Annotated in this window: 23 protein-coding genes and 1 pseudogene; 10 read left to right on the top strand and 14 right to left on the bottom strand. The window is 64.5% G+C overall.

Annotation, left to right across the window (positions count from 1 at the left end; all coding sequences use genetic code 11):
• Positions 1-74: 74 nt before the first annotated feature.
• The 4 genes and pseudogenes from hutI to IVB26_RS29020 all read left to right on the top strand — a co-directional run.
• The gene (gene hutI, locus IVB26_RS29035) at positions 75-1,289 is read left to right on the top strand and encodes an imidazolonepropionase (RefSeq protein ID WP_247968508.1); all 1,215 of its coding nucleotides are present in this window, start codon (positions 75-77) and stop codon (positions 1,287-1,289) included.
• A complete protein-coding gene (hutH, locus tag IVB26_RS29030) occupies positions 1,286-2,845 on the top strand; it encodes a histidine ammonia-lyase (RefSeq protein WP_247968507.1) in 1,560 nt (519 codons plus the stop codon). Before hutI ends, hutH begins: the two co-directional genes overlap by 4 nt.
• Positions 2,846-2,854: 9 nt before the next feature.
• Positions 2,855-4,525: a urocanate hydratase gene (hutU, locus tag IVB26_RS29025; protein WP_247968506.1), complete on the top strand. Its 1,671-nt coding sequence runs from the start codon at positions 2,855-2,857 to the stop codon at positions 4,523-4,525.
• 179 nt (positions 4,526-4,704) lie between these two features.
• A pseudogene (locus IVB26_RS29020) lies at positions 4,705-5,341 on the top strand (ABC transporter ATP-binding protein); the annotation flags it as partial.
• Positions 5,342-5,343: 2 nt separating this feature from the next.
• Here IVB26_RS29020 and IVB26_RS29015 read toward each other — a convergent pair.
• The 3 genes from IVB26_RS29015 to IVB26_RS29005 form a co-directional block, all read right to left on the bottom strand.
• On the bottom strand, positions 5,344-7,353 hold the full coding sequence (locus IVB26_RS29015; RefSeq protein ID WP_247968505.1) for a putative bifunctional diguanylate cyclase/phosphodiesterase: 2,010 nt from the start codon (positions 7,351-7,353) through the stop codon (positions 5,344-5,346).
• 310 nt (positions 7,354-7,663) lie between these two features.
• The gene (locus tag IVB26_RS29010; protein ID WP_247968504.1) at positions 7,664-7,945 is read right to left on the bottom strand and encodes a Plug domain-containing protein; all 282 of its coding nucleotides are present in this window, start codon (positions 7,943-7,945) and stop codon (positions 7,664-7,666) included.
• Positions 7,946-8,008: 63 nt separating this feature from the next.
• Positions 8,009-9,070, bottom strand: a complete 1,062-nt coding sequence (locus tag IVB26_RS29005; protein WP_346732836.1) for a hypothetical protein — start codon at positions 9,068-9,070, stop codon at positions 8,009-8,011.
• Positions 9,071-9,472: 402 nt separating this feature from the next.
• Between IVB26_RS29005 and IVB26_RS29000 the strand changes: the two genes are divergently transcribed.
• Positions 9,473-9,808: a hypothetical protein gene (locus tag IVB26_RS29000; RefSeq protein ID WP_247968502.1), complete on the top strand. Its 336-nt coding sequence runs from the start codon at positions 9,473-9,475 to the stop codon at positions 9,806-9,808.
• Positions 9,809-9,889: 81 nt separating this feature from the next.
• On the opposite strand, the gene IVB26_RS28995 is transcribed toward IVB26_RS29000, so the two are convergent.
• Positions 9,890-10,189 (bottom strand): hypothetical protein, encoded by a 300-nt coding sequence (locus tag IVB26_RS28995; protein ID WP_247328424.1) that lies wholly within the window; start codon positions 10,187-10,189, stop codon positions 9,890-9,892.
• Between the two features lie 162 nt (positions 10,190-10,351).
• Between IVB26_RS28995 and IVB26_RS28990 the strand changes: the two genes are divergently transcribed.
• A complete protein-coding gene (locus IVB26_RS28990) occupies positions 10,352-11,161 on the top strand; it encodes an ABC transporter substrate-binding protein (RefSeq protein WP_247968501.1) in 810 nt (269 codons plus the stop codon).
• On the opposite strand, the gene IVB26_RS28985 is transcribed toward IVB26_RS28990, so the two are convergent.
• The 3 genes from IVB26_RS28985 to pstS form a co-directional block, all read right to left on the bottom strand.
• Positions 11,135-11,833 carry an ABC transporter permease gene (locus IVB26_RS28985; RefSeq protein WP_247968500.1) on the bottom strand — a complete coding sequence of 233 codons (699 nt, stop codon included), beginning with the start codon at positions 11,831-11,833 and terminating at the stop codon, positions 11,135-11,137. The two genes, IVB26_RS28990 and IVB26_RS28985, sit on opposite strands and share 27 nt — an antisense overlap.
• 239 nt (positions 11,834-12,072) lie before the next feature.
• Positions 12,073-12,495, bottom strand: a complete 423-nt coding sequence (locus IVB26_RS42965) for a type 2 periplasmic-binding domain-containing protein (RefSeq protein ID WP_253075760.1) — start codon at positions 12,493-12,495, stop codon at positions 12,073-12,075.
• 37 nt (positions 12,496-12,532) lie between these two features.
• Entirely contained in the window at positions 12,533-13,129 is a 597-nt protein-coding gene (pstS, locus tag IVB26_RS42960; RefSeq protein WP_253075746.1) for a phosphate ABC transporter substrate-binding protein PstS, read from the bottom strand.
• A gap of 400 nt (positions 13,130-13,529) precedes the next feature.
• Between pstS and IVB26_RS28975 the strand changes: the two genes are divergently transcribed.
• Together IVB26_RS28975 and IVB26_RS28970 are read left to right on the top strand one after the other, a co-directional pair.
• A complete protein-coding gene (locus IVB26_RS28975; RefSeq protein WP_247968499.1) occupies positions 13,530-14,381 on the top strand; it encodes a 3-hydroxybutyryl-CoA dehydrogenase in 852 nt (283 codons plus the stop codon).
• A gap of 269 nt (positions 14,382-14,650) precedes the next feature.
• Positions 14,651-15,115 carry a group III truncated hemoglobin gene (locus IVB26_RS28970; RefSeq protein WP_247968498.1) on the top strand — a complete coding sequence of 155 codons (465 nt, stop codon included), beginning with the start codon at positions 14,651-14,653 and terminating at the stop codon, positions 15,113-15,115.
• A 25-nt stretch (positions 15,116-15,140) separates the two neighbouring features.
• On the opposite strand, the gene IVB26_RS28965 is transcribed toward IVB26_RS28970, so the two are convergent.
• Positions 15,141-15,293, bottom strand: coding sequence for a hypothetical protein (locus tag IVB26_RS28965; protein WP_247968497.1), 153 nt, complete (start codon positions 15,291-15,293; stop codon positions 15,141-15,143).
• Positions 15,294-15,378: 85 nt separating this feature from the next.
• Between IVB26_RS28965 and IVB26_RS28960 the strand changes: the two genes are divergently transcribed.
• Both IVB26_RS28960 and IVB26_RS28955 read left to right on the top strand, forming a co-directional pair.
• On the top strand, positions 15,379-16,029 hold the full coding sequence (locus IVB26_RS28960; protein WP_247968496.1) for a QcrA and Rieske domain-containing protein: 651 nt from the start codon (positions 15,379-15,381) through the stop codon (positions 16,027-16,029).
• Between the two features lie 130 nt (positions 16,030-16,159).
• Positions 16,160-17,887 carry a methanol/ethanol family PQQ-dependent dehydrogenase gene (locus tag IVB26_RS28955; RefSeq protein WP_247973295.1) on the top strand — a complete coding sequence of 576 codons (1,728 nt, stop codon included), beginning with the start codon at positions 16,160-16,162 and terminating at the stop codon, positions 17,885-17,887.
• 311 nt (positions 17,888-18,198) lie between these two features.
• On the opposite strand, the gene IVB26_RS28950 is transcribed toward IVB26_RS28955, so the two are convergent.
• From IVB26_RS28950 to IVB26_RS28925, 6 genes are all read right to left on the bottom strand, one after another.
• Positions 18,199-18,459: a hypothetical protein gene (locus IVB26_RS28950; RefSeq protein WP_247968495.1), complete on the bottom strand. Its 261-nt coding sequence runs from the start codon at positions 18,457-18,459 to the stop codon at positions 18,199-18,201.
• Positions 18,460-18,513: 54 nt separating this feature from the next.
• Positions 18,514-20,826, bottom strand: a complete 2,313-nt coding sequence (locus tag IVB26_RS28945) for a xanthine dehydrogenase family protein molybdopterin-binding subunit (RefSeq protein WP_247968494.1) — start codon at positions 20,824-20,826, stop codon at positions 18,514-18,516.
• A gap of 1 nt (position 20,827) precedes the next feature.
• Complete coding sequence (locus IVB26_RS28940; protein WP_247968493.1) at positions 20,828-21,280, bottom strand: (2Fe-2S)-binding protein; 453 nt, start codon at positions 21,278-21,280, stop codon at positions 20,828-20,830.
• A gap of 648 nt (positions 21,281-21,928) precedes the next feature.
• Positions 21,929-22,492, bottom strand: coding sequence for an S-(hydroxymethyl)glutathione synthase (gfa, locus tag IVB26_RS28935; RefSeq protein WP_247968492.1), 564 nt, complete (start codon positions 22,490-22,492; stop codon positions 21,929-21,931).
• Between the two features lie 33 nt (positions 22,493-22,525).
• A complete protein-coding gene (locus IVB26_RS28930) occupies positions 22,526-23,635 on the bottom strand; it encodes an S-(hydroxymethyl)glutathione dehydrogenase/class III alcohol dehydrogenase (protein ID WP_246918087.1) in 1,110 nt (369 codons plus the stop codon).
• A 64-nt stretch (positions 23,636-23,699) separates the two neighbouring features.
• On the bottom strand, positions 23,700-24,230 hold the full coding sequence (locus IVB26_RS28925) for a c-type cytochrome, methanol metabolism-related (RefSeq protein WP_247968491.1): 531 nt from the start codon (positions 24,228-24,230) through the stop codon (positions 23,700-23,702).
• Between the last annotated feature and the right edge of the window lie 26 nt (positions 24,231-24,256).

The following is a 24,256-nucleotide window of genomic DNA, read 5'->3' as shown; positions in this document are numbered from 1 at the left end:
GCCGGCTGGACAGAACCGGCTTACGATTATATGTCTAGACATATAAGTCAAGCATCCCACGAAGGGACCATGGCATGGCAGAGCGCTTCGACCGGATCTGGCACAATGCCCGGCTCGCCACGATGCGGGCGGATCGTCCCGATCTCGGCGAGATCGAGCATGGCGTGATCGCTGCGCGCGGCGGCCGTATCATCTACGCCGGTGCAGAAGCAGATTTTCCGGCGGACGCGGGCGCGATCGAGCGGATCGACTGCGAGGGACGCTGGATCACGCCTGGCCTCGTCGACTGCCACACCCATCTCGTCTATGGCGGCAACCGTGCGCACGAATTCGAGCTACGCCTGAAGGGGGCGAGCTACGAGGAAATCGCGCGCGCCGGCGGCGGCATCGTCTCCACGGTGGCGGCGACACGCAAGGCGAGCGAAGCAGATCTCGTCGCGAGCGCGCTACCGCGGCTCGATGCGCTGATCGGCGAGGGCGCAACCACGGTCGAGATCAAGTCCGGCTACGGCTTGGACGTCGAGACCGAGATGCGTCAGCTCGCCGCTGCGCGCAGCATCAGTCGTCAGCGGCCGGTTGCGATCCGCACGTCCTTCCTCGGCGCACATGCGTTGCCGGTGGAAGCCGACGGCGACAAGGATCGCTACATCGATCTCGTCTGCAAACAGATGCTGCCGGCCGTCGCGAAGGCCGGCCTTGCCGATGCCGTCGATGCCTTCATGGAGGGGATCGCGTTCTCGGCCGAGCAGACCGCACGGGTGTTCGAGACCGCGAGAGGGCTTGGGCTGCCGGTCAAGCTCCACGCTGACCAGCTGTCGAACCTTGGCGGCGCCGCGCTTGCCGCAAAGTTCGGCGCGCTCTCGGCTGACCATCTCGAGCATACGGATGAAGCCGGCGCTTCCGCGATGGCGAAGGCGGGTACAGTGGCTGTGCTGTTGCCCGGCGCCTTCTACTTTATCCGAGAGACGCAGAAGCCGCCGGTCGAGACATTTCGCAGGCACGGTGTCCATATGGCACTCGCGACCGATTGCAATCCCGGCAGCTCGCCGCTGACCTCGCTCCTGCTCGCGATGAACATGGGGGCGACGCTGTTCCGGATGAATGTGGCCGAGTGCCTTGCGGGCGTCACCCGTGAAGGCGCCCGGGCGCTCGGTGTGCTCGATGAAACCGGCACGCTGGAGGCCGGCAAATGGTGCGATCTCGCGGTCTGGGACATCGAGCGGCCCGCTGAACTGGTCTATCGCATCGGCTTTAATCCGCTGCAGCGGCGGGTGTGGAGGGGGCAGTGACGGAGCAGGGCGCAGCGATCGTCGTCAAGCCGGGAATGGTCAGCCTCGACGATCTCGCGTGCGTGCTCGCAGGCGCGCCTGTCGTGCTCGACTCTTCGTTCTGGCCGCGTGTGGAGGCGGCTGCCGAGATCGTCGCGAAGGCGGCGCGGGCTGACGCTCCCGTCTATGGGATCAACACGGGGTTCGGGAAGCTGGCGTCGAAGCGCATTCCGCCGGACCAGACCACGCTGCTCCAGCGCAATCTCATCGTCTCGCATTGCTGCGGCGTCGGCCCCGCAACACCCGAGCCGATCGTTCGCCTGATGATGGCGTTGAAGATCGTCTCGCTTGGGCGCGGCGCCTCCGGTGTGCGCCGCGAGGTGATCGAGCAATTGCAGGGGATGCTGGCGCAGGGCGTCTATCCGCTGGTGCCGCAACAGGGCTCGGTCGGCGCCTCCGGCGATCTTGCGCCGCTGGCGCACATGACGGCAGTGATGATCGGCGAAGGGCAGGCGATCGTTGATGGGAAAACTATATCAGGCACCGAGGCGCTCAAGGTCGCCGGCCTCTCGCCGCTGATACTCGGCCCCAAGGAAGGCCTCGCGCTGATCAACGGGACACAGTTCTCGACCGCCTACGCCATATCAGGCGTGCTGCGTGCCTGCCGCCTGGCGCGGGCCGCGCTCGTGACCGGTGCATTGTCAGTGGATGCGGCGATGGCATCGACGGCGCCGTTCCGTCCCGAAATCCAGGCGTTGCGCGGTCATGCCGGGCAGATCGCAGCGGCGGCGACGCTGACGGCGCTGCTCGAGGGCAGCGACATTCGGCTGTCGCATCTCGACGGCGACGAACGCGTGCAGGATCCCTATTGCCTGCGGTGCCAGCCGCAGGTCGCGGGCGCGGCGCTCGACCTGATTACGCAGGTTGCGCGCACGCTGATCGTCGAGGCCAACGCCGTCACCGACAATCCGCTGGTGCTGGTCGAGAGCGGCGAGATCGTCTCCGGTGGCAATTTCCACGCCGAGCCGGTGGCCTTTGCAGCCGATGCCATCGCCCTGGCGCTGTCCGAGATCGGCGCGATCAGCGAGCGTCGCATTGCGACGCTGGTCGATCCCGCGCTCAATTTCGGCCTGCCGCCGTTCCTCACGCCTGATCCCGGCATCAATTCCGGCTTCATGATCGCCGAGGTGACAGCGGCGGCGCTCTATGCCGAGAACAAGCAGCGCGCTTCTGCCTGTTCGATCGACTCGACACCGACCAGCGCCAACCAGGAAGATCACGTCTCGATGGCGGCGCACGCCGCGCGGCGCCTGTCCGACATGGCCGACAATCTCGCCGCCATTTTGGGCATCGAGCTCCTGGTCGCGGCCCAAGGCATCACCCTGCGCGCGCCGCATGCGACGAGCCTGCCGCTCGCTGCCGTCATCGCCGCGTTGCGCGAGCAGGTGCCTGCACTCGGCGCCGACCGCTATATGGCCGGCGATCTCGCCAAGGCGGCTGCACTGGTCGAGGCCGACGCGTTGCCGGCGATCGCGATCACCGCGCTTCCATCCGATCCGTTTCCGAGACTTGATTGAGAGGTCCGCATGAACCGCCGACTGGACAATGACCGCACCATCCGCGCTCCCCGCGGCAGCGATATCAGCGCCAAGAGCTGGCTGACGGAAGCTCCCTTGCGCATGCTCATGAACAATCTCGATCCTGACGTCGCGGAGCGCCCGAGCGAACTCGTCGTCTATGGCGGGATCGGCCGCGCCGCGCGCGACTGGGAGAGCTTTGACCGGATCGTCGCGGCCTTGCGCAAGCTCGATGGCGACCAGACGCTGCTGGTCCAGTCGGGCAAGCCAGTCGGCGTGTTCCGCACCCATGCCGACGCGCCGCGCGTGCTGATCGCGAACTCCAACATCGTGCCGCACTGGGCGACGCTCGACCATTTCAACGAGCTCGATCGTCAGGGCCTGATGATGTACGGCCAGATGACGGCGGGTTCCTGGATCTATATCGGCAGCCAGGGCATCGTGCAGGGCACCTACGAGACCTTCGTCGAGGTCGGCCGGCGCCATTACGGCGGCAGCCTCGCCGGCAAATGGATTCTCACCGCAGGTCTTGGCGGCATGGGCGGTGCGCAGCCGCTGGCCGCGACCATGGCCGGCGCGTCCATGCTCGCCGTCGAGTGCCAGCCGAGCCGCATCGAGATGCGGCTGCGCACGGGCTATCTCGACCGCCAGGCCGCAACGCTCGACGAGGCGCTCGCGATCATGGCGGAGGCCGCAAGGACAAAGAAGGCCGTCTCGGTCGGCCTGCTCGGCAATGCCGCTGAAATTTTCCCGGAGCTGGTGCGCCGCGGCGTCAAGCCGGACGTCGTCACCGACCAGACCAGCGCGCACGATCCGGTCAACGGATACTTGCCGAAGGGTTGGACGCTCGCCGAGTGGGAAGCTAGGCGCGGCTCCGATCCGAAGGCGGTCGAGCGCGCCTCCAAGATCTCGATGGTCGAGCACGTCCAGGCCATGCTGGACTTCCACGCACAGGGCATTCCGACGCTCGACTACGGCAACAACATCCGCCAGATGGCGCAGGACATGGGCCTGAAGAATGCCTTCGATTTCCCCGGCTTCGTTCCCGCCTATATCCGCCCTCTGTTCTGCCGCGGCGTCGGGCCATTCCGCTGGGCCGCGCTGTCGGGCGATCCCGAGGACATCTTCAAGACCGACGCCAAGGTCAAGGAGCTGATGCCCAACGACAAGCATCTGCACAACTGGCTCGACATGGCGAAGGCGCGCATCAAGTTCCAGGGCCTGCCGGCGCGGATCTGCTGGGTTGGCCTCGGCGACCGTCATCGGCTCGGCCTTGCCTTCAATGAGATGGTGGCGCGCGGCGAATTGAAGGCGCCGATCGTGATCGGCCGCGACCATCTCGACAGCGGCTCGGTGGCGAGCCCCAACCGCGAGACCGAGGCAATGAAAGACGGATCGGACGCGGTGTCCGACTGGCCGCTGCTCAACGCGCTGCTCAATTGTGCGAGCGGTGCGACCTGGGTGTCGCTGCATCACGGAGGCGGTGTCGGCATCGGCTATTCCCAGCATGCGGGCATGGTGATCGTCGCCGATGGCACGCCGGAAGCGGCCAAGCGGATCGAGCGCGTGCTCTGGAACGATCCCGCCACCGGCGTCATGCGCCATGCCGACGCGGGCTACGAGGCCGCGATCGACTGCGCCCGTGACAAGGGGCTCGACCTGCCGAGCCTTGCGAAGTAGCGCGTTGGCCATTTCGAGTACGATGAGTTTTGTGTAGCGCGGACTTCGCCGCGAGCTCGGTCAACCTCTCCCGCTTGCGGGGGAGATCGGCGCGGAGCGCGGGGTGGGGGCTCGAGCGACATTGGGAGTGTTCATTGTGGAGACACCCCCACCCCAGCCCTCCCCCGCAAGCGGGAGAGCAGGTGAAGGAGGGCGAAGTGGTCGCGCTTGTCGGCCGCAATGGTGCCGGAAAGACCACGACCTTGCGGGCGATGATGGGCCTGATGCCGAAGGCGACGGGCCGCGTGCACTTCGCGGGCAGGGAGCTCCTGCCATTGCGCGCCCATCAGCGCTTCCACCTTGGTCTCGCCTACGTGCCCGAGGAGCGACGCATCGTCCCCGGCCTCTCCGTGCGCGAGAACCTCCGGCTCGGCCTCGTCGCAGCCGGCAGCGACATCGAGGAGCGCACGGCGATCGACGATCGCCGAGACCTTTCCGCGCCTGAAGGAGCGCCTCGACCAGGAGGGCGTGACGCTGTCCGGCGGCGAGCAGCAGATGCTGGCGATCGCGCGGGCGCTGATCGGCAGGCCCAAGATGATCCTGCTCGACGAGCCCTCGGAAGGCATCATGCCGGTGCTCGTCGAGGAGATGGGAGTTCTGTTCCGCCGGCGGCGCGACGAGGGCAAGACGCTGCTGCTGGTGGAGCAGAACGTCGAATGGGCGCTGCGGCTCGCCGATCGCGCCGTGATCATCGATCAAGGCGAGGTGGTACATCAGAGCAGCGCTGCGGCGCTGCTCGCGGACAAGGGCATCCAGGAGCGCTACTGCGCGGTGTGACGTCAGGCCACGACCTTGGCCCCGGCGCCGTCGAGGCGAAGTCCTTCCTTGGCCAGATAGTCGCCGATCGCATCGCCCGGCATGGGCTTTGCGAAATAATAGCCCTGGATGAAGTCGCACCCCAGGCGGCGCAGGGTGTCGAGCTGGGCGCGGGTCTCGACGCCCTCGACGACGCAGGCGATCTCCATGTCGTCGCACAGGCCCGTGAGCGACTTGATGATCTTGTAGCTCACCGGATTGTCGTTGATGTCGGAAACGAAGCTGCGGTCGACCTTGATCTTGTCGAGCGGCAGCCGGTGCACATGGCTCAGTGAGGAATAGCCGGTGCCGAAATCGTCCAGCGAAACGCCGCATCCCATCGCCTTCAGCGTCGCGATCGATTGCTGCGCGCGCACGAAGTCGAAAGTGACCGCAGTCTCGGTGATCTCGAAATCGATCCGGTGCGGCGGCAGCCCGCTCTTCTCAATGATGGAAATCAGCGGCAGGATGCCTTCGGCCGCACAGACGTCGTGGGCAGAGAGGTTGAACGACAGGCGGATGTGATCGGGCCAGGTTCTGGCGGTTGCGAGCGCGCGGGCCAGCAGGGCCTGCGTCAGCGGCCGGATCAGGCCGATGCGTTCGGCGGCTGGAATGAAGTCTGCCGGCGAGACCTGGCCGAGACGGGAGCTGTGCCAGCGCGCCAGGACCTCGAAGCCGGCGGTGTGCTCGCTCATGGCGTCCACGATCGGTTGGAACACCAGGTCCATCTCGGTGCTGAAATCGGCGCTGCGAAGCAGATTCTCGATCACGCCGCGGCTGCGGATCTCGGCCTCGAGCTCGTTCGAGAAGATTACGGTGCGGCCGCGAAGATGGCGCTTGGCGTGGTAGAGCGAGTAGTCGGCACATTCATAGAGCGCTTCCGACGTCGTCGCGGAGTCCGGGAACAATGCAAAACCGATCGAGCAGGACAGCCCGGTATGGGCGGTGTCGAGCTGGTAGGGCAGCCTGACCTGATTGCCGATGCGCTCGCCGAGCCGCATCAGGTCCGCGTCCTCGGGATCGCCGCACACGACGAGACCGAACTCGTCGCCGCCGAGCCGGGCCAGCTCCACGCGCTGCGGGCCAAAGCCCTCGCAAACCTCGCGGATGCGCCGGCCCGCTTCGATCAGGACGCGGTCGCCGACCGAGTGGCCATAATTGTCGTTGATCGGCTTGAAGCCATCGAGGTCGATGATCCCGACCGCGACCCGAACGTTCCTGCGCTCGGCGTCGGCAAAGGCGCTGGACAGCTCGGCGAAGAAACGGCGCCGGTTCGGCAGCTCGGTAAGGGAATCGAGATTGGCAAGGCGGAAGTTCTCGTCCGAGAGCGCCTGCGTCGCCGCCTGCTGTGCAAGCAGTGACTTGCGGTTCGCGACGAGATCGGCAAAGTCGCGGTAATAGATGAACAGCACCGTCACCATCGCGCCGGAGACCAGCAGGTTGTTGACGGCGATCGCCTTCAGCGTCGGCTCGCCCGTAGCGAAGAAGAACAGCACATAAGGTACGTCGACGATCAGCGTCACGATCAGCGCCGCCGAGCGCAGATGCATCAGCGAGAAGATGCAGCCGATCACGGTGACCGCCATGTAGAAAGCGACCTGGCTCTTGGCGAAGGGATCACCGTAGGGGTAGAGCGCGAAGGACCAAGCCGTGAAGCCGGTGCCGATCGGCAGGGTCAGCCAGTTGGTGGCGCGCAGATTGCGCAGGATGTAAGCGTCGCTGCGCACGAGATGCCGTTGGCGCAGCCACCAGAAGGTGCGAAGCGCGGCGAGTACCGTCAGCACGGACGGCACGATCAGCGTCAGCCAGTCCGGCGCCACGTTCACATAGGTGTAGGCGACCGCGATGGAGTTGCTCATGAGCAGGAAGTAGAGCAACGGAACCTGCTTGGAGAAGGCGTCGAACTGCGCGCGCGTCAGATCCGGGTTGTCGGCCGGCACGCGAAACAGCCGCATTGAGGCGGCGACATGAGACTTCACATTCGTGACAGGCATTGCAATACGAGCCCTGGATCCCTTCAAAACCGGGCGATCTTGCACAGCGCGGGTAAAGGTCGCGTTAGGTGGGTTCCGCGGAAAAGGCTAGCGCAGGTTGCACGCTACCCCGTTATTTTCCGGCCGCGTGTATTGGTGAGGCTCTGTTAAGGATGCGCGACGGCAACGACGGGCGTTTCGGCACTGTCGTGCCATTTGCGGCTACGTCCTGCTAACCATGCGCCTCCGCGCAGCGCATCGCCGAGGGCGCGAGCCGGCACGCGAGATCACCTCTCCCCCGCCGGGGAGAGCGGAAACCCGCGCGGGACGCCTAGCGCCCGATCGTCACGCCGGCGGTCGAGCGCATGGCGCCTCTCAGGCTGGTCGCGTTCATGTCGTCGAGCACCTGTCGCGTCAGCACGGTGGTCTGGCCCGGCGTGTCGAGGATCGGCTCTCCGCGCGAGGAAGAGAGCCTGTCGGCCTTGTAGGACGCGGCCGGATCGGTGGCGGGAACGGCAGCGACCGCATGACGTGGCTGTTTGCCCGCAGCAATGGCTGTCTGCGAGACGCAGACAGCGGCGATCACGATCAGAAGCAACGAGCTTGCGCGCATATGCGATCTCCCATGTCGGGATATCAGCCTAGCACATCATGACAGCGATCGCGGGAGAAAGGATCAGGCGAGGGCGGCCTGGCGTTCCCGCGCTGGTTCGCGGACGCGCTCGATTTTCGAGGGCTCGGCGAGCCGCGTGAAACTGCGATGGCTCGCCTGCGCGGGGGCCTCGACGATGACGCCTTCACAGACGATCTGTCCGCCGAGCATCTTGAATTCCAGCTTGTCGTATCGCGGCATCGTCTCGCCGGGCTCAGGCGGCAGCAGCCCGACGCTTCCCTGGATGTTCAGCGTAGCTTCGCCGGTGCCGTGCAGCCGCGGATTCCACATTCTGATCCCGGTTTCGGCCCAGCGCTGCCGGATCAGCGCGGTGCGATCGGCAGGTTCTGCGGCTCTTGCGCGAACTTTCGGTGCGCTGCGGCTCTCGGGAGGAGGAGACACGAGTGCCGGAGCCGGCTCGATGTCGGTGACGATGCTGGCTGTGTCGGCGGAACACTGCGCGGCTACCGCTGTGACGGGTGCAGCAACGTCCGCCGCAGCCGGCTCGATTGCCACCTCGGCACTGGGGCAGGGATCTCTGTCGAAGCAAGTCTCAGGGGCTGGCTCTGCCAGGACTTCGCTACCGACAGACGTGACAGACAGCTCGCTTACGGTCGCCTCAACATCCACGATGACGTCAGGGGAACGGTGGTCGTTGACGACAAGAGCGGGGGCATCGACCGGAGCGCTCTCGACGCCGATGGAAGACGGCGATGCCTCTTCCGCGACAACGAACTCAGCATCGGTTTGAAGTGCGGGAAGTGGATCGCTGCAGATGACGAGTTCGGCGTCGATGGGTTCGCTGACGATGTCGATTGCGACCGGCTCCGCGTCGACGGCTTCGACGTTCGCCACCATTTCAACAGCCGGGTCATTGCTGGCGACGGGCTCGGGAACATCGGCTGTCGCGACTTCGACCTCGATGGTCGAGACCGAAGCCTCCTCCACGATGACCGGCTCGATTTTGGAATCGTCGTGGCCGCTGGCGTCGGTGGGCGCTGCCGGCAGGCTCTCCGCCATGACAGCGATCGCGGTATTATCCTCGGCGGACGGAGCCGCGCCAGCGATCTCGGTGTCGTCGCGCACTGAAGCCGTGCTGATATCGATGATTTGAGCCGAAGTCGTTTCCGCGAGGTTCTCAGCCGTGACGTCTTCGGCGATGACAGGCGAGACATCTGCGGCGACCGGAGTGACATCAATGCTGCCGCTATGCGGCACGGGCCGAAGCCCGGTGAATGCCCATTTCACCACGGGGATGCGGCGCAGTAACGATATCAGTCTCGAAAGCACTAGGAGTTGTCCAAGAGGTACTCGGCGTGAGGCAATCGCTGATTCGCCAGCAATGTGAAAAACTGCCCGGCCGTCACCCCCCTGTCAATCTAGGTGAGATCAATTGCAGAACATCCGCAATATGGCGCGGTGTGATCGCAACCACATTGCATCCGACCGAAATGGATAGGCTTCCTTCGAAAGCAAAGGAGAGGGAACGTGATCCGCAAAATCTGTCTGGCTGCGGCCCTTGCCGCATTCGTGGGCGCGCCGGCACTTGCGGACGATCTCACGGCGAAAATTGCCTATCACCTCATTCCGCCCAATGCGGAGATCCACATATCCTGGACCAGCCCCGCGTCCGACCCGCAGGGCCGCTCGATCGAGGTGGCCTGCGGAGAGGTCACGGTTCGCAACGATAGAGGCTTCTCGACATCGACGTTTGCTTATGCCGTCGACGACGACAAGCTTTGGCTGGCCTGGAAGATCGAGTGGATGAAGGAGCCGGAGTCGCTGGGTGTCCGCCGCGTGATGAGATATTGTCCCGGTCGTTGATCGGCCCCCGTCGGTCCGTGCGAGGGGACGACGATCCCCTCGCGGAATCTCCGATCTTCCGACTATTTTCGATCTTTCGACCTATTTGCCCGAGCCGGCCCCGCTGCCGGAGCCTGCGCCGCCCGAGCCGCCGCCGGCCTGGCTGCCCATGTTGTTGGTGTTGGTGCCGCCGGCCGACGGATGCTGCGCGCCCTTGCTGTCGCTGGCCTCGTTCTGCATGTTCGACGAACGTCCGGTCGTCATGCCCTTGGTGGCGGGACCTCGCGATGAGGGGCCGACGTCGCCCTGGCCGGAGGCGCCCGGAGCGGGTTGTGTCTGCGCGACGGCGCCACCGGTCGCCAGTGCCATGATGCATGCGGATGCCAAGATGATCTTCTTCATTGGATTCTCCTTGACTTTACATGCCCAGACAATCCGCCTGCGCCTACGACGTTCCTGTCGCTTTGCAGCCACCCGTTCAACTCTATGCGGCCCAACGTCGGGGTTCCCGTCTTCATCGACAGCGGCTATTCAGGACCTCCATTGTTGGTTGAGGAACGACGCATGAGGAAGATTGTCACCCTGGGAGCGATTCTGCTCTGGTCCACCATCGCGTTCGCGCAGGATCGCACCATCACGGTAGCCTCGACCACGTCGACGGAACAATCGGGCCTGTTTGGCCATCTGCTGCCGCTTTTCACGAGGGCCGAGGGCATTAGCGTGAAGGTCGTCGCCGTCGGCACCGGTCAGGCGCTGGATATCGGGCGGCGCGGCGACGCCGACGTGGTGTTCGTCCATGACAGGCTCGCCGAAGAGAAGTTCATGTCGGAAGGACAAGGCGTGAAGCGCTTCGACGTCATGTACAACGACTTCGTCATCGTCGGCCCGAAAAGCGATCCCGCAAAGATTGCCGGCGGCAAGGACGTTGCGGACGCGCTGCGCAAGATCGCGGCGGCGAAGGCGCCGTTCGTCTCGCGCGGCGACAAGTCCGGCACGCATGCCGCCGAGCTCCGGCTTTGGAAGGAAGCGGGCGTCGACCTCGGCGCGGCAAAGGACAATTGGTATCGCGAGATCGGCCAGGGCATGGGCCCGGCGCTGAACATGGCCTCGTCGTCGAACGCCTATCTGCTGTCGGACCGCGGCACCTGGCTGTCGTTCAAGAACCGCGGCGAACTCGCCATCCTGACCGAAGGGGACAAGCGATTGTTCAACCAGTACGGCGTCATGCTGGTGAATCCCGCCACGCATTCGAACGTGAAGGCGAAGGACGGGCAGGCCTTCATCGACTGGCTCGTCTCGCCGAAGGGGCAGGAGGCGATCGCCGGGTACAAGGTCGGCGGCGAGCAGCTATTTTTCCCCAACGCGTCCCACTAGCAGGAAGGCGACGGTCGACACCGCCACGCTAAGCGCAAGCAGAATCAGCCCGAGCCCGAGCGCCAGCGGCAGGTCGCCCTTGCTGGTCTCCAGCGCGATCGCGGTAGTCATCGTGCGCGTGAAGCCGCGGATGTTGCCGCCGACGATGATGATGGCGCCGACCTCGGCGATGGCGCGCCCGAATGCCGCGAGAAACGCCGTCAGCAGCGAGGTCCGGCCGAGCGCGAACAGAAGCGCCATGCTGCGGAAGGCCGAAAGGCCGTCGATCCGGGCCAGATCGCCATACTCCGCCCACAGCAGGCTCGCGGGCCGGTGCACCAGCGCCACCACGATCGGGGTCGCCAGCAGCGTCTGCGCGATCACCATGGCGGCCGGGGTGAACAACAGTCCGGCCACCCCGAGCGGGCCGGACCGCGACAGCAGAAGATAGAGCGCGAGCCCGACCACGACCGGCGGAAGGCCAAGCAGTGCATTGGTCAGCACGATGATGACCTGCCGCCCCCGGAAACGGGTGATCGCGAGCATGGCCCCGAGCGGCGCACCGATCATGAGCGCGATGAAGCTTGCGGTCAGGCTGACACGCACCGAGAGGCCGACGATGCCGAGCAGCTCGGCGTCGGCTGCGCCGATGAGCGTGAAGGCGGCAGCGATGGATTGCGCGAAGTCGTTCATCCGAGTCTGGACGTCGGCGCCAGCCGGAGTGCCTCGGGGGCGTCGGGGTCGGGACTGCGAAGGCGTTTCACGTAAAATTCCCTGCGAGGATCCTGGTGCAAAGCAGCCGCGCGGTCGCGTTCCGCAGGCACCTTGTGGCTTCGCCTGCCGCTAGGAAGGGGTTTCCCGGCGTCACGCCGATCACAGAATACTCACATGGAGCGATTTTGAAACCGGATTTCGCCGGGTCGCGTTCGGCCTCAGCGTTTGGCGCTTGCCGATGCCGAAACCGTCGAGGCTGCCCCAATGCTCTCCCGCCAATAGCGTTCGACCTGGTCGATCAAGGCAGGCGGGAGCGGGACGTAGTTGAGCGTCTCGGCCTGGGACTTGCCGTTCTCCAGCGACCAGCGGACGAAGTCGATGGCGGCTGCGGAGCGCTCCGGATATCTAGGGCTCTTCGGCATCAGCACGAAGGTCGTCGCCGTGATCGGATAGGCGTCTTCACCAAGCGCGTTGGTGAGCACGAGGTGGAAATCCTTCTCCGCCTTCCAGTCCGCGCTGGAGGCCGCGGCCTGGAAAGACGCGGCGTCGGGGACGACGAAATTGCCGGCGCTGTTCTGCACGATTCCGAAGGAAATCCGGTCGAGCCGTTGCAGCGCGTAGGTATATTCGAGATAGCCGATCGCGCCGGGAATAAGACTGACGAGCGAGGCGACGCCGTCATTGCCCTTGCCGCCGAGGCCAAGCGGGCCACTCGACGGAGGTGCCTTCGCCCACGCTTGCCCTCCATTGCGGGCTGACCTTCGAGAGATAATTCGACCAGTTGAACGTCGTGCCTGAGCCGTCGATGCGATGGATCACCGTGATCGGCACGTTCGGCAAGCTGATGCCCGGATTGATCGCGTGGATCGCCGTATCGTTCCAGGATTTGATCCTGCCGAGATAGATGTCCGCGAGCACCTGCCCGGTGAAGCGGATCTGGCCGGGCTTGATGCCGTCGATATTGACCACCGGCACGACGCCCCCGATCACGATCGGGAATTGCATCAGGCCGAGCTTGTCCAACTCCTTGGGATCGAGCGGCATGTCGCTTGCGCCGAAATCGACGGCCTCTTTCTTGATCAAGCCGATGCCGATGCTCGAGCCGACCGCTTGATAGCTGACGGCGTTGCCCGTCTTCGCCCTGTAGGCGTCGGTCCATTTCGCCATCACGGGCGAGACGAAGGTTGAGCCGGCTCCTTTGATCTCGGCCGCCAGACTTTGCGTGGTGACGAGCAGAGCGGTGAGGATGATTGGTAGTCCAATATGTTTTTTCATCTGCGCAAAGCTAACAGGTCGGGCACGAAGCCGATGTGGTCCATGTCACAATTGCATCGCGAGGCGTTCGCGATGGCCCATTGCGCATCGGTTACAGCACACCGTCCGCCTGCGCCCGCATCATCCGATTGATGTAAATCGAGGGTGATCCGTGCCGGACCCAGCCGCCCGCCAGGCGCCGGGCAGGAAGCTGCCGCCCAAATTTCGAGGGCGGACCGCCTGCCAGGTCGCCAGATTCATGCCGTTTCGCGACTGAAAGGCGGCTTTATTCCGGCCATGGATGCTTTAAGGAAGGGGCAGGATCCAGGTCGCAGCCGCCCGGTGGCGGTGCTAGACCCTGGTACAGGAACAAGGGCCGTGCCGTGCCGGCGCGGGCCGCTAGGATGAAGGATATGAGGCAATGATCCAGACCGTTGGCATCATCGGGGCAGGGACCATGGGAAACGGCATCGCGCAAATCTGCGCGGCAGCCGGGCTCTCGGTCGTAATGGTCGATATTTCCGATGCGGCGGTGAACCGCGGGATTTCGACCGTCGGCGGCAGCCTCGAGCGCCTGGTCAAGAAGGAGAAGATGTCGGCGGCCGATCGCGAGGCGACGCTCAAGCGCATCACCGGCACCACCGACCGGGCGAAGCTGTCGGGTTGCGACCTGGTGATCGAGGCCGCGACCGAGAATGAGGAGCTCAAGGTCAAGATCCTGAAGGATCTCTGCGCGACCTTGTCGCCGCGCACGCTGGTCGCGACCAACACCTCGTCGATCTCGATCACCAAGCTCGCCGCCGCGACCGACCGTCCCGACCGATTCATCGGCATGCACTTCTTCAACCCGGTGCCGGTGATGGCGCTGCTCGAGCTCATCCGCGGCCTGCAGACCTCGGACGACACCCACGCCAAGGCGCTCGATTTCGCCCAGCGCGTCGGCAAGGTGGCGATCACGGCGAAGAACAGCCCGGGCTTTGCCGTCAACCGCATCTTGTGCCCGATGATCAACGAGGCGATCTTCGCGCTCCAGGAGGGGATTGCGACGGCGGAAGAAATCGACGCCGGCATGAAGCTCGGCTGCAACCATCCGATCGGGCCGCTGGCTCTGGCCGATCTCGTCGGGCTCGACACCATGCTTTCGGTGATGGAGGTCTTTTACAAGGGCTTCAACGATCCTAAATATCGGCCAGCGCCACTGCTGAAAGAGATGGTCGATGCCGGCCATCTCGGCCGCAAGACCGGGCAGGGCTTCTACAGCTACGGCACGTAACCACGGAACCGGGTGCTAAGGACCCGCAGTGCCGTAGGGTGGGCAAAGCGAAGCGTGCCCACCTTCTGTTGCCGCATTGGACTGATGGTGGGCACGGCGCAAGTGCGCCTTTGCCCACCCTACGATACTGATCAAGGTGCAAGCGGACGGGCTCGAAATGCCCGCCGCTCCATCCCGCACTTTGCGCTGCGACAAAGACGCCGCGCGCGATTGGCCCGACAATGTCGAACGGGCGGCCCGCGGGAACAACGGAACGGATTTCGAAGGATATGTCGGATCGACTGAAGGCCGAGCGCGAGGCGGCGGCCGCGCGGCGGAACCTGTTGACCCAGGATGCGATCGAGCGCACCGGGATCACCGAGGAGATGATCGGGGAACTCGTCACCCGCTTCTACGGGCGCGTGCGCGAAGATGCAAAGCTGGGCCCGGTGTTTGGGGTCGTGCAGAACTGGGACGAGCATCTCGCCAAGCTCAAGGACTTCTGGTCTTCGGTCGTGCTGATGAGCGGCCGCTATCACGGCTCGCCGATGCGGGCGCATCTGCCGCTGAGTCTGGTCGGCGATCATTTCGACCGCTGGCTCGATCTGTTCGAGCAGACCGCGCGCGAGGTCTGCCCACCGCCGGCGGCTGCGCTGTTCATCGACAAGGCGCGTCGCATCGCCGACAGTTTTGAAATGGCATCGGCGACCGTCGCTGGTTCTATCGCCGCGCCGCGCCACGTGCTCAGGTCCTGACGACGACCGACTGCCTGCAGAGTGTTCAAGCATGTCGCGCTGCGTTTGCGCCGCGCGAGCGATAGCGCGCCGCACCAATTCCGACATCATCGGTCTGATCTGCAAAATCATCATGCCGATCGCGCGGCGTGCCGTTGATTTTGCGAAAACGCGTTTGAATGCGTTCATTCTCGTTCAATCAACGCGAGTGAAGCCATATTGATGCACTGCGGCGCCAATTCTTCGCCTTGTTTTCGGCAGAGTTCCAGCGCCTGCTTGTGGACATGTCCCGCGCATCATTCACGACCGACTCCTCATCATCCGAGAACTCCACGGAGCCAAACGCCGACGCGTGCACCGAGCAGACGCGGCGAACTGTGCTGCTCGGTGCGCTTGCCACCACTGCCTGCCTCGGCTGTGCGCATGCGCGGGCGGATGATGATGCGCCCGGCTCCGACGAACGACCCCAGAAAGGCGATGTGCTCGTCTTCTCCGGAGGCGACAAGGAGGGAAAGCTCGTCACCGCGGCCGACCTGCCCGCTGGCGGACCGCCGGTGCATGCCTGGCCGAAGGATCCCAAGACATCGGTGGTGCGCAGTGCCTCCCGACTCAACGAGATCCTGATTATCAGGCTGGATCCCGCCGAACTCGACGAGAAGACCCGCGCGCGCGCCGTCGACGGCATCATCGCCTATTCGGCGATCTGCGCTCATGCCGGCTGTCCCGTCACCGCCTGGGTCAAGAGCGATGTCGGCGACAAGGAGGTGTTCAAGTGCATGTGTCACAACTCCGAATACGATCCTCGTGCGGGCGCACAGGTCGTGTTCGGACCGGCACCGCGACGGCTCGCGGCGCTGCCGCTGGCGCTCGCTGACGACTCGCTCAGCGTCGCCGGCAACTTCATCGGAAAGGTAGGTGGCGCGCAGCCGGGATGATGGACAGTGCGGGCCCGCGCCCGCGTCACGAGAGGCCGCATCCGCCGATGGGCGGACGGCGGGACGAACGACAAGAATTCAACACAAGAATTCAAACGGATGAAAAAGGGGAACGTCCATGAAAACGTCCATGACCAGGAAGCAATGGTTACTGTCCGGCTTTGTCGCCTTCACCTGCCTCGTTTCGACCGCCGCCGTGTCGGGCCCGATCGAGAATTACGCACCGGTCACCGCGCAGCGGCTGGAGAATCCGGAGCCAAGCAACTGGATGCTCTATCGGCGCACTTATGACGGGCACGGCTACAGCCCGCTCGACCAGATCAACACCTCCAACGTGAAGAACCTCACGCCGGTCTGGACCTTTGCCACCGGCGTCGTCGAAGGCCACGAGGCGCCGCCGATCGTCAACAACGGCGTGATGTTCGTGGCGACCCCGATGGGGCAGGTGATCGCTCTCAATGCCAAGACCGGCGACGAATACTGGCGCTACAAGCGGCAGCTTCCCGACGATCTGTTCCAGCTGCATCCGACCAGCCGCGGCGTCGGCCTCTGGGAGGACAAGCTCTATCTCGCCACCACGGACGACCACGTCGTCGCGCTCGATGCCAAGACCGGCAAGGTGGTGTGGGACACCAAGGTGCAGGACTACAAGAAGGGGCAGTACATGACCCTGATGCCGCTGATCGTCGACGGCAAGGTCATCGTCGGCGGCTCGGGCGGCGAGTTCGGCGTGCGCGGCTATATTGCCGCCTATGACGCCAAGGACGGCAAGGAGCTGTGGCGAACCTTCACCATTCCGGGCGAAGGCGAGCCGGGCCACGACACCTGGCAGGGCGACGACTGGAAGAACGGCGGCGGCTCGGCCTGGATGACCGGCAATTACGACAAGGAAACCAAGACGATCTATTGGGGCGTCGGCAACGCTGCGCCATGGCCCGGCGAGACCCATCCCGGCGACAATCTCTACACTTCCTCGGTGCTTGCGCTCGATCCCAACACCGGCAAGATCAAGACCTATCACCAGTATCACCAGAACGATTCCTGGGACTGGGACGAGGTCGACGCGCCGATGCTGATCGACCTGCAACGCGACGGCCGCAACATCAAGAGCCTGGTCCATCCTGGCCGCGACGCGATCTTCTGGATACTCGAACGCACGCCGACCAAGATCAACTATGTCGCCGGCTGGCCGTTCGTTTCCACCGACGTCTGGAAGGGGATCGAACCCGAGAGCGGCAAGCCGATCGTCGACCCCGCGCACAAGCCGGTGATCGGCAAGCGCGTCGAGTTCTGTCCGTCGCTGTGGGGCGGCAAGGACTGGCCGTCGGCGGCCTACAGCCAGAAGACAGGCCTCGTCTACGTTCCCGCCAACGAGAATTTCTGTGGCGGGTTCACCGGCGAGAAAGTCGCGCTCAAGCCAGGCGAGCTCTGGCTTGGCACCAAGCCGGAGGACATCGGGCTGAAGACAAAGCCGGGCGCGGATCACTTCGGCGAACTGCAGGCCTGGGATCCCGCGACGGGAAAGAAGGTGTGGCAGCACAACTTCCCGAAATCGCAGCTGTTCGGTTCGGTGACGGCGACCGCGGGCGATCTCATCTTCGTCGGTGGCACCAATGACCGCAACTTCCGGGCCTTCAATGCCAAGAGCGGCGAACTCCTTTGGGAGCAGAAGACCAACTCCGGCATCATGGGCATGCCGGTGTCCTATGAGATCGACGGCACGCAGTACATCGCGATCCAGTCGGGATGGGGCGTGGACGCGCAGCGCATCCAGGATGCGCTGGTGACCAACAACATCGGGATCGAAGCCAACGTGCCGCAAGGCGGCGTCATCTGGGTGTTCGCGCTGAAGAAGTAGCTCCGCGGGCGGATCGAAAGAAGCGGAGCAGCAGGGGGGTGGCGAATGCGGCGGATGGCAACGTCCGCCGCATTTTTGCTGTGGATGTGCCGAGCGCGCACTCTCCTCCCTTCTCCTCTTGTGGGAGAAGGTGGCGCGAACCGCCGGATGAGGGGTTCTATCCGCGCACCATATTGCCCATGACTCGCGAAGACAAACCCCTCACCCAAACGAGGTTGTGACGACCAGCGTCGCTGCCCTCTCCCACAAGGGGAGAGGGCACATCAATGCGCACCGCCGACGGCGGTCACCATGATGGTGCACTCAAGGGCTCACTTCCCCTGACGGTCGACCTTGTCCTTTTCCTTCTGGTTCATCTCGCGAATCTTGGGATCCGGATTGTGCTGCCCGGTGGTCTGCGTGGTCGAGGCGGGTGGGGCGTTGGCGTTGGGAAGCGAGTTCTGGTCCGGCGCGGTGGGGCGCGTCGCCGTTGTCGGCGGCGTCGTATTGCTCTGGGCGAATGCGCCCGCCGCGGCTGTCAAAAGAAAGGCGCTCGACAGCGAGACTGCGAGCGCCCTGGAAATGTTGGTCATCGATCTGCTCCTGTCAGATCGATGGAAACGGCGGGAGACCGCTTGTGTTCCGACTCAGGCCTCCAATTGCTTGCCGATCGGTAGCGAGCGGATACGTTTTCCCGTCGCGGCGAAGATCGCGTTGATCAGCGCCGGCGCGAATGGCGGCACGCCGGGCTCGCCGACGCCGCTGGGCGGCGTGTCGGGCCCGGGCGGCACGATGTAGACGTTGGTCACGACAGGAGATTCGTCGATCCTGACGACCTGGAAGTCGTCAAAATTCTTCTGCTGCACCTTGCCGTCCTTGAAGCTGATCTCGCCGTATTTGGCGAGGCTCAGCCCCATGATCGCGGCGCCCTCGATCTGCGAGGCGATGCGTTCCGGGTTGACATAGGTGCCGCAGTCGATCGCCGTGTCGACCCTCGGCACCGTCAGCTTGCCCTTGTCGTCGACGGCCACCTCGATGATGGTCGCGATGTAGCTGACGAAGCTGCGGTGCACCGCAATGCCGAGACCGTGGCCCTTCGGAACCTGACGACCCCATCCGCCCTTCTCGGCGACCAGTTCGACGACCTTGCGAAGGCGCGCGGTGTCGATCGGGTAGCTGTCCTCGGGTTCGCCATAGTTCCAGAGGTCCTTCACGTTAGGCTTGACGATGCGGGGCGAGCCGATCAGCTCGAGCAACATGTCTTTCTGGTCGCGCCCTGTCGCCTGCGCGATCTCGCCGACCATCGACTGCACCGCGAAAGCGCGCGGAATGTTCGAGACCGAGCGGAACCAGCCGATGCGGGTATGCGCGGCGGCCTCCGGATTCTCGCACGAGATATTGGCGATCTCGAACGGCATGTCGACGAGGCCCATGCCGATCTCGAACGGCGCTTGATGCACAGTGCCGGCGGCAAAGGTCGAGGCGATGCTGGGCGCCACGCTGCGGTGGCGCCAGGCAATCACCTTGCCGCTCTTGTCGATGCCGGCCTCGATCCGCTCGACCGAGACCGTGTGCAGGAAGCCGTGATGGATGTCGTCCTCCCGCGTCCACTGCACCTTGACCGGTGCGCCGAGCTCCTTCGACAGCAGGGCGGCCTCGAGTGCAAAGTCGCATTTCGACTTGCGGCCGAAACCGCCGCCGAGCAGCGTCACGTTGACGGTGACGTTGCCTTCGGGAATGCCGAGTGTCTTGGCGACGTCTTCGCGGGTGCCGCCCGGGCTCTGCACCGGCGCCCAGATCTCCGCCTTGTCGCCCTTGACGTCGGCGACCGCCACCGGCGGCTCCATGCTGACATGGGCAAGATGCGGGACGTAGTACTCGCCGACGATCACCTTGTCCGCGCCCTTCAGCGCAGCATCCGCATCGCCCTCCTTGCGCAGCACGAGGCCGGGCTTGCGCGAGGCCTCCTCGAGCTCCTTGCGGTAGGCGACCGAGTCGTATTTGCCGTTGGCCCCGTCGTCCCAGACCAGCTTCAGCGCATCGCGGCCCTTGATCGCCGCGCCGGTGTTGCGCGCGATCACGGCAACGCCGCCGAGTGGCTGGAACTTCGACGGCCACGGCCAGCCTTGAACCTTCATCACCTTCTCGACGCCGGGGACCTTCAGTGCCGCGTCCGGATCGAACGAGACCAGCGTGCCCCCGGTCACCGGCGGGCGCGCGATCACGGCATATTTCATGCCCGGCAGCCGCACGTCTGCGCCGTAACGCGCCTTGCCGGTGGTGATGTCGTGCAGGTCGACCATGCCGACCTGCCCCTTGGTGAGATAGCGGAAATCCCGGGGGTCCTTCAGCTTGAGGCCTTCGATGCTGGGTACCGATTCCTTGGCGGCGTCGGCGGCGAGCTCGCCGAAGCCGAGCTTGCGGCCGCTGGCGCTGTGGACGACCTCGTGATTGACCGCCTTGACCTCCGTCGCCGGCACGCCCCAGCGCTTCGCCGCGGCCTGCTCCAGCATGGTGCGGGCCGAAGCGCCGATCTGGCGCATCGGCATCAGATAATGCCGCGTGCTGCGCGAGCCGTCGGTATCCTGGTTGCCGAACTTCACCTCGTCGCCATGGGCCTGCTGCACCTTGACCCTGGACCAGTCGGCTTCCATCTCCTCTGCCACGATCAGCGGCAGGCTGGTGCGCACGCCGGTGCCCATTTCCGAACGGTGCCCGACGATGGTGACGATGCCGTCCGGGGCGACCGAAACGAACACGCGCGGATCGACCACGACGCCATGCGGCATCTTGCCGGCACCGGTCTCATAGGCAAGCGCCTGGCGCGACATCACGGGCGCGGCGAGCACGAAGCCGCCGGTGACGCCGAGCCCCTTCAGGATACTGCGGCGCGAGACCTTCTCGACCCTGACGTGCTTCTCGAAACCGCGAAGCTTGCGGGGATTGTCGATGAAATTCATGTCACACTCCCGTCGATGCGAGATGGACCGCGTTCTCGATGCGTTGGTAGCAGCCGCAGCGGCAGATGTTGCCGGACATCGCCTCGCGGATCTGGTCATGCGAGGGCTTTGGGTTCTCCATCAGAAGCGCGGCGGCCTGCATGATCTGGCCGGTCTGGCAGAAGCCGCATTGGGGCACGTTGACCTGGCGCCAGGCCTTTTGCACCGGATGATCGCCGTTCGGATGCAGCCCTTCGATCGTGGTGACCTCGCGGCCGGCGACGTCGTTCACCGACGTGACGCAGGCCCGTACGGCCTCCTTGTCGACGATGACGGTGCAGGCGCCGCACAGGGCCTGGCCGCAGCCGTATTTGGTGCCGGTCAGCCCGGCCTCGTCACGCAGGAACCAGAGTAGCGGGAGATCCGGGTCGCCGTCCCAGCTCTGTTCCTGGCCGTTGATCTTCACCTTGATCATGATCGTCCCTCGCTCTTCATAAGCATGCCAAATTCAGAACCCGCCGACGCCAGTCGGCGCAATGCCAGTTGCGTCGCGTCGTCACATTCCGGCCCAGGATCCTGCACGGGCAGATCCCGGCAGGGGCAGGAATGTGAATCTCGATGTCTGGATGTGTGTTCGATACCTCCGGTTTTTGTTCTTAATTGATTGTATTTCGCGCGGCATCGTGACGGCGCGATCCTAACAGGGATCGCGCCGGTCCGGCGTTCACAGCCGGGTGTTCTCACCGGGAAAAGATTGCATCGATGGTTTGTCAAAAGCAGGGCGCGTCATCGCGCCGCGTGCATCGCGCGTTCGCAAACAGGCGGTGCAACGAAAAAAGCTTCGTCCGCCAGAAAGACTGCGCGGACGAAGCAGGATGCCTCAGTCGAGGGAGGGAGAAACGCAGGGCCGGGACTTCAAGACGGAAGTTGGCGGCGCCGCGCAGTCATTCAGAGACCAGGACTGAGGGAGCTAGTCACCCTCGTATACGCGTAGATTGCAGAGGCGGCGGCATCGCCGTGATCGTCCCGGGGCCGCAACCCGTCCGGTTCGTTGGCACTGGTCGAGGCCAGCGAGCGGACGGGGTTCGGCGAACGTCTGGCGGCCTTGCTTAAGCAGCCTTGCTTAAGCAGCCTTGGCTTTGGCGACGTGGGTCGCGAGCGCGTCCATCAGCGCCGGCGACAGGCAATCATAGGGCTCGAGCCCGATTTCCTTCAGCCGCGAACGGATGCCAGCCATCTGCTCCGGCTTCACGCCCGCTTCGATCACCGAGGAGACGAAGGCGGCGAATTGCGGCGCCTGCGAGCCCTGCTCCTGGAACAGCTCGGGATGAATGAAGTCGAGACCGTAGAACGCGTGGCCCGTGTTCTCGATGCGGCCGTACATGTGCGTGCCGCAGGCCTTGCAGGCGTGGCGCTGGATCACCGCGGAGGGATCGACGACCTGGAGCTTGTCGCCGTTCTCGAGCACGGTGACGTTTTGGCGCGGCACCACGGCGACGACGGAGAACGTCGCGCCCTGCGGCTTCCAGCACTTGGTGCAGCCGCAGGCGTGGTTATGCGCGACGTCGCCCTTGATGGCGACCTTGACCTGGTGGTCCTTGCATTTGCAGGCCAGCGTACCGCCGGCGAAGCTGCCGCTGCCCTGTTTGAGGCCGTTGTCGATCGTAGGGTGGAGTGCAACAGTCATGGGTCGATCCTCCTTGGGGGTGACGCTTTCGAGCTAGAACACGACGACTGAACGGATGGATTTGCCCTCGTGCATGAGGTCAAAGCCCTTGTTGATCTCCTCGAGCTTGAGCACGTGGGTGATCATCGGATCGATCTGGATCTTTCCGTTCATGTACCAGTCGACGATCTTCGGCACGTCGGTGCGGCCGCGCGCGCCGCCGAATGCCGTGCCGCGCCAGTTGCGTCCGGTGACGAGCTGGAACGGCCGGGTGGCGATCTCCTTGCCGGACTCGGCAACGCCGATGATGATCGAGGTACCCCAGCCGCGATGGCAGGCTTCCAGCGCCTGGCGCATCACCGTGGTGTTGCCGGTGCAATCGAAAGTGTAGTCGGCACCGCCGTCGGTGAGGCCGACGAGATGCTGGACGATGTCGCCGGTGACCTTCTTGGGATTGACGAATTCAGTCATGCCGAACCTGCGGCCCCAATCCTCCTTGGCGTCGTTGATGTCGACGCCGATGATCTTGTCGGCGCCGGCCATCTTGGCGCCCTGGATCACGTTGAGGCCAATGCCGCCGAGGCCGAACACGACCACGTTGGAGCCTGGCGTGACCTTCGCGGTGTTGACGACGGCGCCGACGCCGGTGGTGACGCCGCAACCGATGTAGCAGCTCTTGTCGAAGGGGGCGTCCTCGCGGATCTTGGCGACCGCGATCTCCGGCAGCACGGTGAAGTTCGAGAAGGTCGAGCAGCCCATGTAATGGTAGACCGGCTTGCCCTTGTAGGAGAAGCGGCTGGTGCCGTCGGGCATCACGCCCTTGCCCTGCGTCGCGCGGATCGCGGTGCAGAGATTGGTCTTCTGGCTGAGGCAGCTTTTGCACTGCCGGCATTCCGGCGTGTAGAGCGGGATGACGTGGTCACCCGGCTTCACCGAAGTCACGCCGGGACCGATCTCGCGGATGATGCCTGCACCCTCATGGCCCAGGATCGACGGGAAAATTCCCTCGCTGTCGAAGCCGTCGAGCGTATAGGCGTCGGTATGGCAGATGCCCGTCGCCTTGATCTCGACCAGGACTTCGCCGGCCTTCGGGCCTTCCAGATCGAGTTCGACGATCTCGAGCGGCTTCTTGGCCTCGAAAGCGACGGCGGCACGTGTCTTCATCGTAAACTCCTCAGATTCTCGTGGGGCGCCAAGAAGTCGTCTCGGCAGTCCTCGTAGCGTAGCTTCACTTCTTGCCCATGCAGGCGTCTTCCGCCTTGGTGTAGGCCTCTGTCTTCTCATCCTTCTTGGAGGGACGCTGCCGGCCCCATGCTTCCGTGGAGCGGGCGCGCAGATAGACGTACAGGTCGTCCATGTAGCAGGCGACGTTCGGATTATCGCCGAAGGCCGGCATGACGTTCTCCTGCGCGGTCGAGATGTTCTTGCGACCCGAGGCGACCACGCCGAGGAAATCGCCATAGCTCATCGTCTTGACGGAATCCTTGAGCGCCGGCGCGTAGGTGGAGCCCATGCCGTCGGGGCCATGGCAGACGTGGCAGTCGGAGTGATAGCGGCGGTAGCCGGAATAGGTGAACCAGTCCACGGTGCCGTCCGCCAAAATCTTGTAGGTCGGAATTCCTTCCTTATCGAGCCACTTTCCGTCGTCTTCCTTCTTCACGGCGGTCGGGTCGCCCGGATCGTCCGCGACCGCAATTCCTCCGGACGCAACCAAGATCGTCGCAGCAATGACAGAGCAGATTTTACGCAAGAGATTCATCCTCGAAGGAACCCGGGGGAGACGAG

Source organism: Bradyrhizobium sp. 195 (assembly GCF_023101665.1).
Lineage (GTDB): Bacteria > Pseudomonadota > Alphaproteobacteria > Rhizobiales > Xanthobacteraceae > Bradyrhizobium.
Note: the sequence above shows the minus strand (reverse complement) of the source record. Positions and strands in the feature narration are given on the sequence as shown.

What these genes read in the sequence shown, in the direction of transcription:
- IVB26_RS28975 (WP_247968499.1), top strand. Translation starts at nt 13,530, where the DNA reads ATGATCCAGACCGTTGGCATCATCGGGGCAGGGACCATGGGAAACGGC.
- IVB26_RS28940 (WP_247968493.1), bottom strand. Translation starts at nt 21,280, where the DNA reads ATGATCAAGGTGAAGATCAACGGCCAGGAACAGAGCTGGGACGGCGAC.
- IVB26_RS28995 (WP_247328424.1), bottom strand. Translation starts at nt 10,189, where the DNA reads ATGAAGAAGATCATCTTGGCATCCGCATGCATCATGGCACTGGCGACC.
- gfa (WP_247968492.1), bottom strand. Translation starts at nt 22,492, where the DNA reads ATGACTGTTGCACTCCACCCTACGATCGACAACGGCCTCAAACAGGGC.
- pstS (WP_253075746.1), bottom strand. Translation starts at nt 13,129, where the DNA reads ATGAAAAAACATATTGGACTACCAATCATCCTCACCGCTCTGCTCGTC.
- IVB26_RS28930 (WP_246918087.1), bottom strand. Translation starts at nt 23,635, where the DNA reads ATGAAGACACGTGCCGCCGTCGCTTTCGAGGCCAAGAAGCCGCTCGAG.
- IVB26_RS28945 (WP_247968494.1), bottom strand. Translation starts at nt 20,826, where the DNA reads ATGAATTTCATCGACAATCCCCGCAAGCTTCGCGGTTTCGAGAAGCAC.
- hutI (WP_247968508.1), top strand. Translation starts at nt 75, where the DNA reads ATGGCAGAGCGCTTCGACCGGATCTGGCACAATGCCCGGCTCGCCACG.
- IVB26_RS28960 (WP_247968496.1), top strand. Translation starts at nt 15,379, where the DNA reads ATGTCCCGCGCATCATTCACGACCGACTCCTCATCATCCGAGAACTCC.
- IVB26_RS29015 (WP_247968505.1), bottom strand. Translation starts at nt 7,353, where the DNA reads ATGCCTGTCACGAATGTGAAGTCTCATGTCGCCGCCTCAATGCGGCTG.
- IVB26_RS28925 (WP_247968491.1), bottom strand. Translation starts at nt 24,230, where the DNA reads ATGAATCTCTTGCGTAAAATCTGCTCTGTCATTGCTGCGACGATCTTG.
- IVB26_RS28955 (WP_247973295.1), top strand. Translation starts at nt 16,160, where the DNA reads ATGACCAGGAAGCAATGGTTACTGTCCGGCTTTGTCGCCTTCACCTGC.
- IVB26_RS28970 (WP_247968498.1), top strand. Translation starts at nt 14,651, where the DNA reads ATGTCGGATCGACTGAAGGCCGAGCGCGAGGCGGCGGCCGCGCGGCGG.
- IVB26_RS28950 (WP_247968495.1), bottom strand. Translation starts at nt 18,459, where the DNA reads ATGACCAACATTTCCAGGGCGCTCGCAGTCTCGCTGTCGAGCGCCTTT.
- hutU (WP_247968506.1), top strand. Translation starts at nt 2,855, where the DNA reads ATGAACCGCCGACTGGACAATGACCGCACCATCCGCGCTCCCCGCGGC.
- IVB26_RS29010 (WP_247968504.1), bottom strand. Translation starts at nt 7,945, where the DNA reads ATGCGCGCAAGCTCGTTGCTTCTGATCGTGATCGCCGCTGTCTGCGTC.
- IVB26_RS28985 (WP_247968500.1), bottom strand. Translation starts at nt 11,833, where the DNA reads ATGAACGACTTCGCGCAATCCATCGCTGCCGCCTTCACGCTCATCGGC.
- IVB26_RS28990 (WP_247968501.1), top strand. Translation starts at nt 10,352, where the DNA reads ATGAGGAAGATTGTCACCCTGGGAGCGATTCTGCTCTGGTCCACCATC.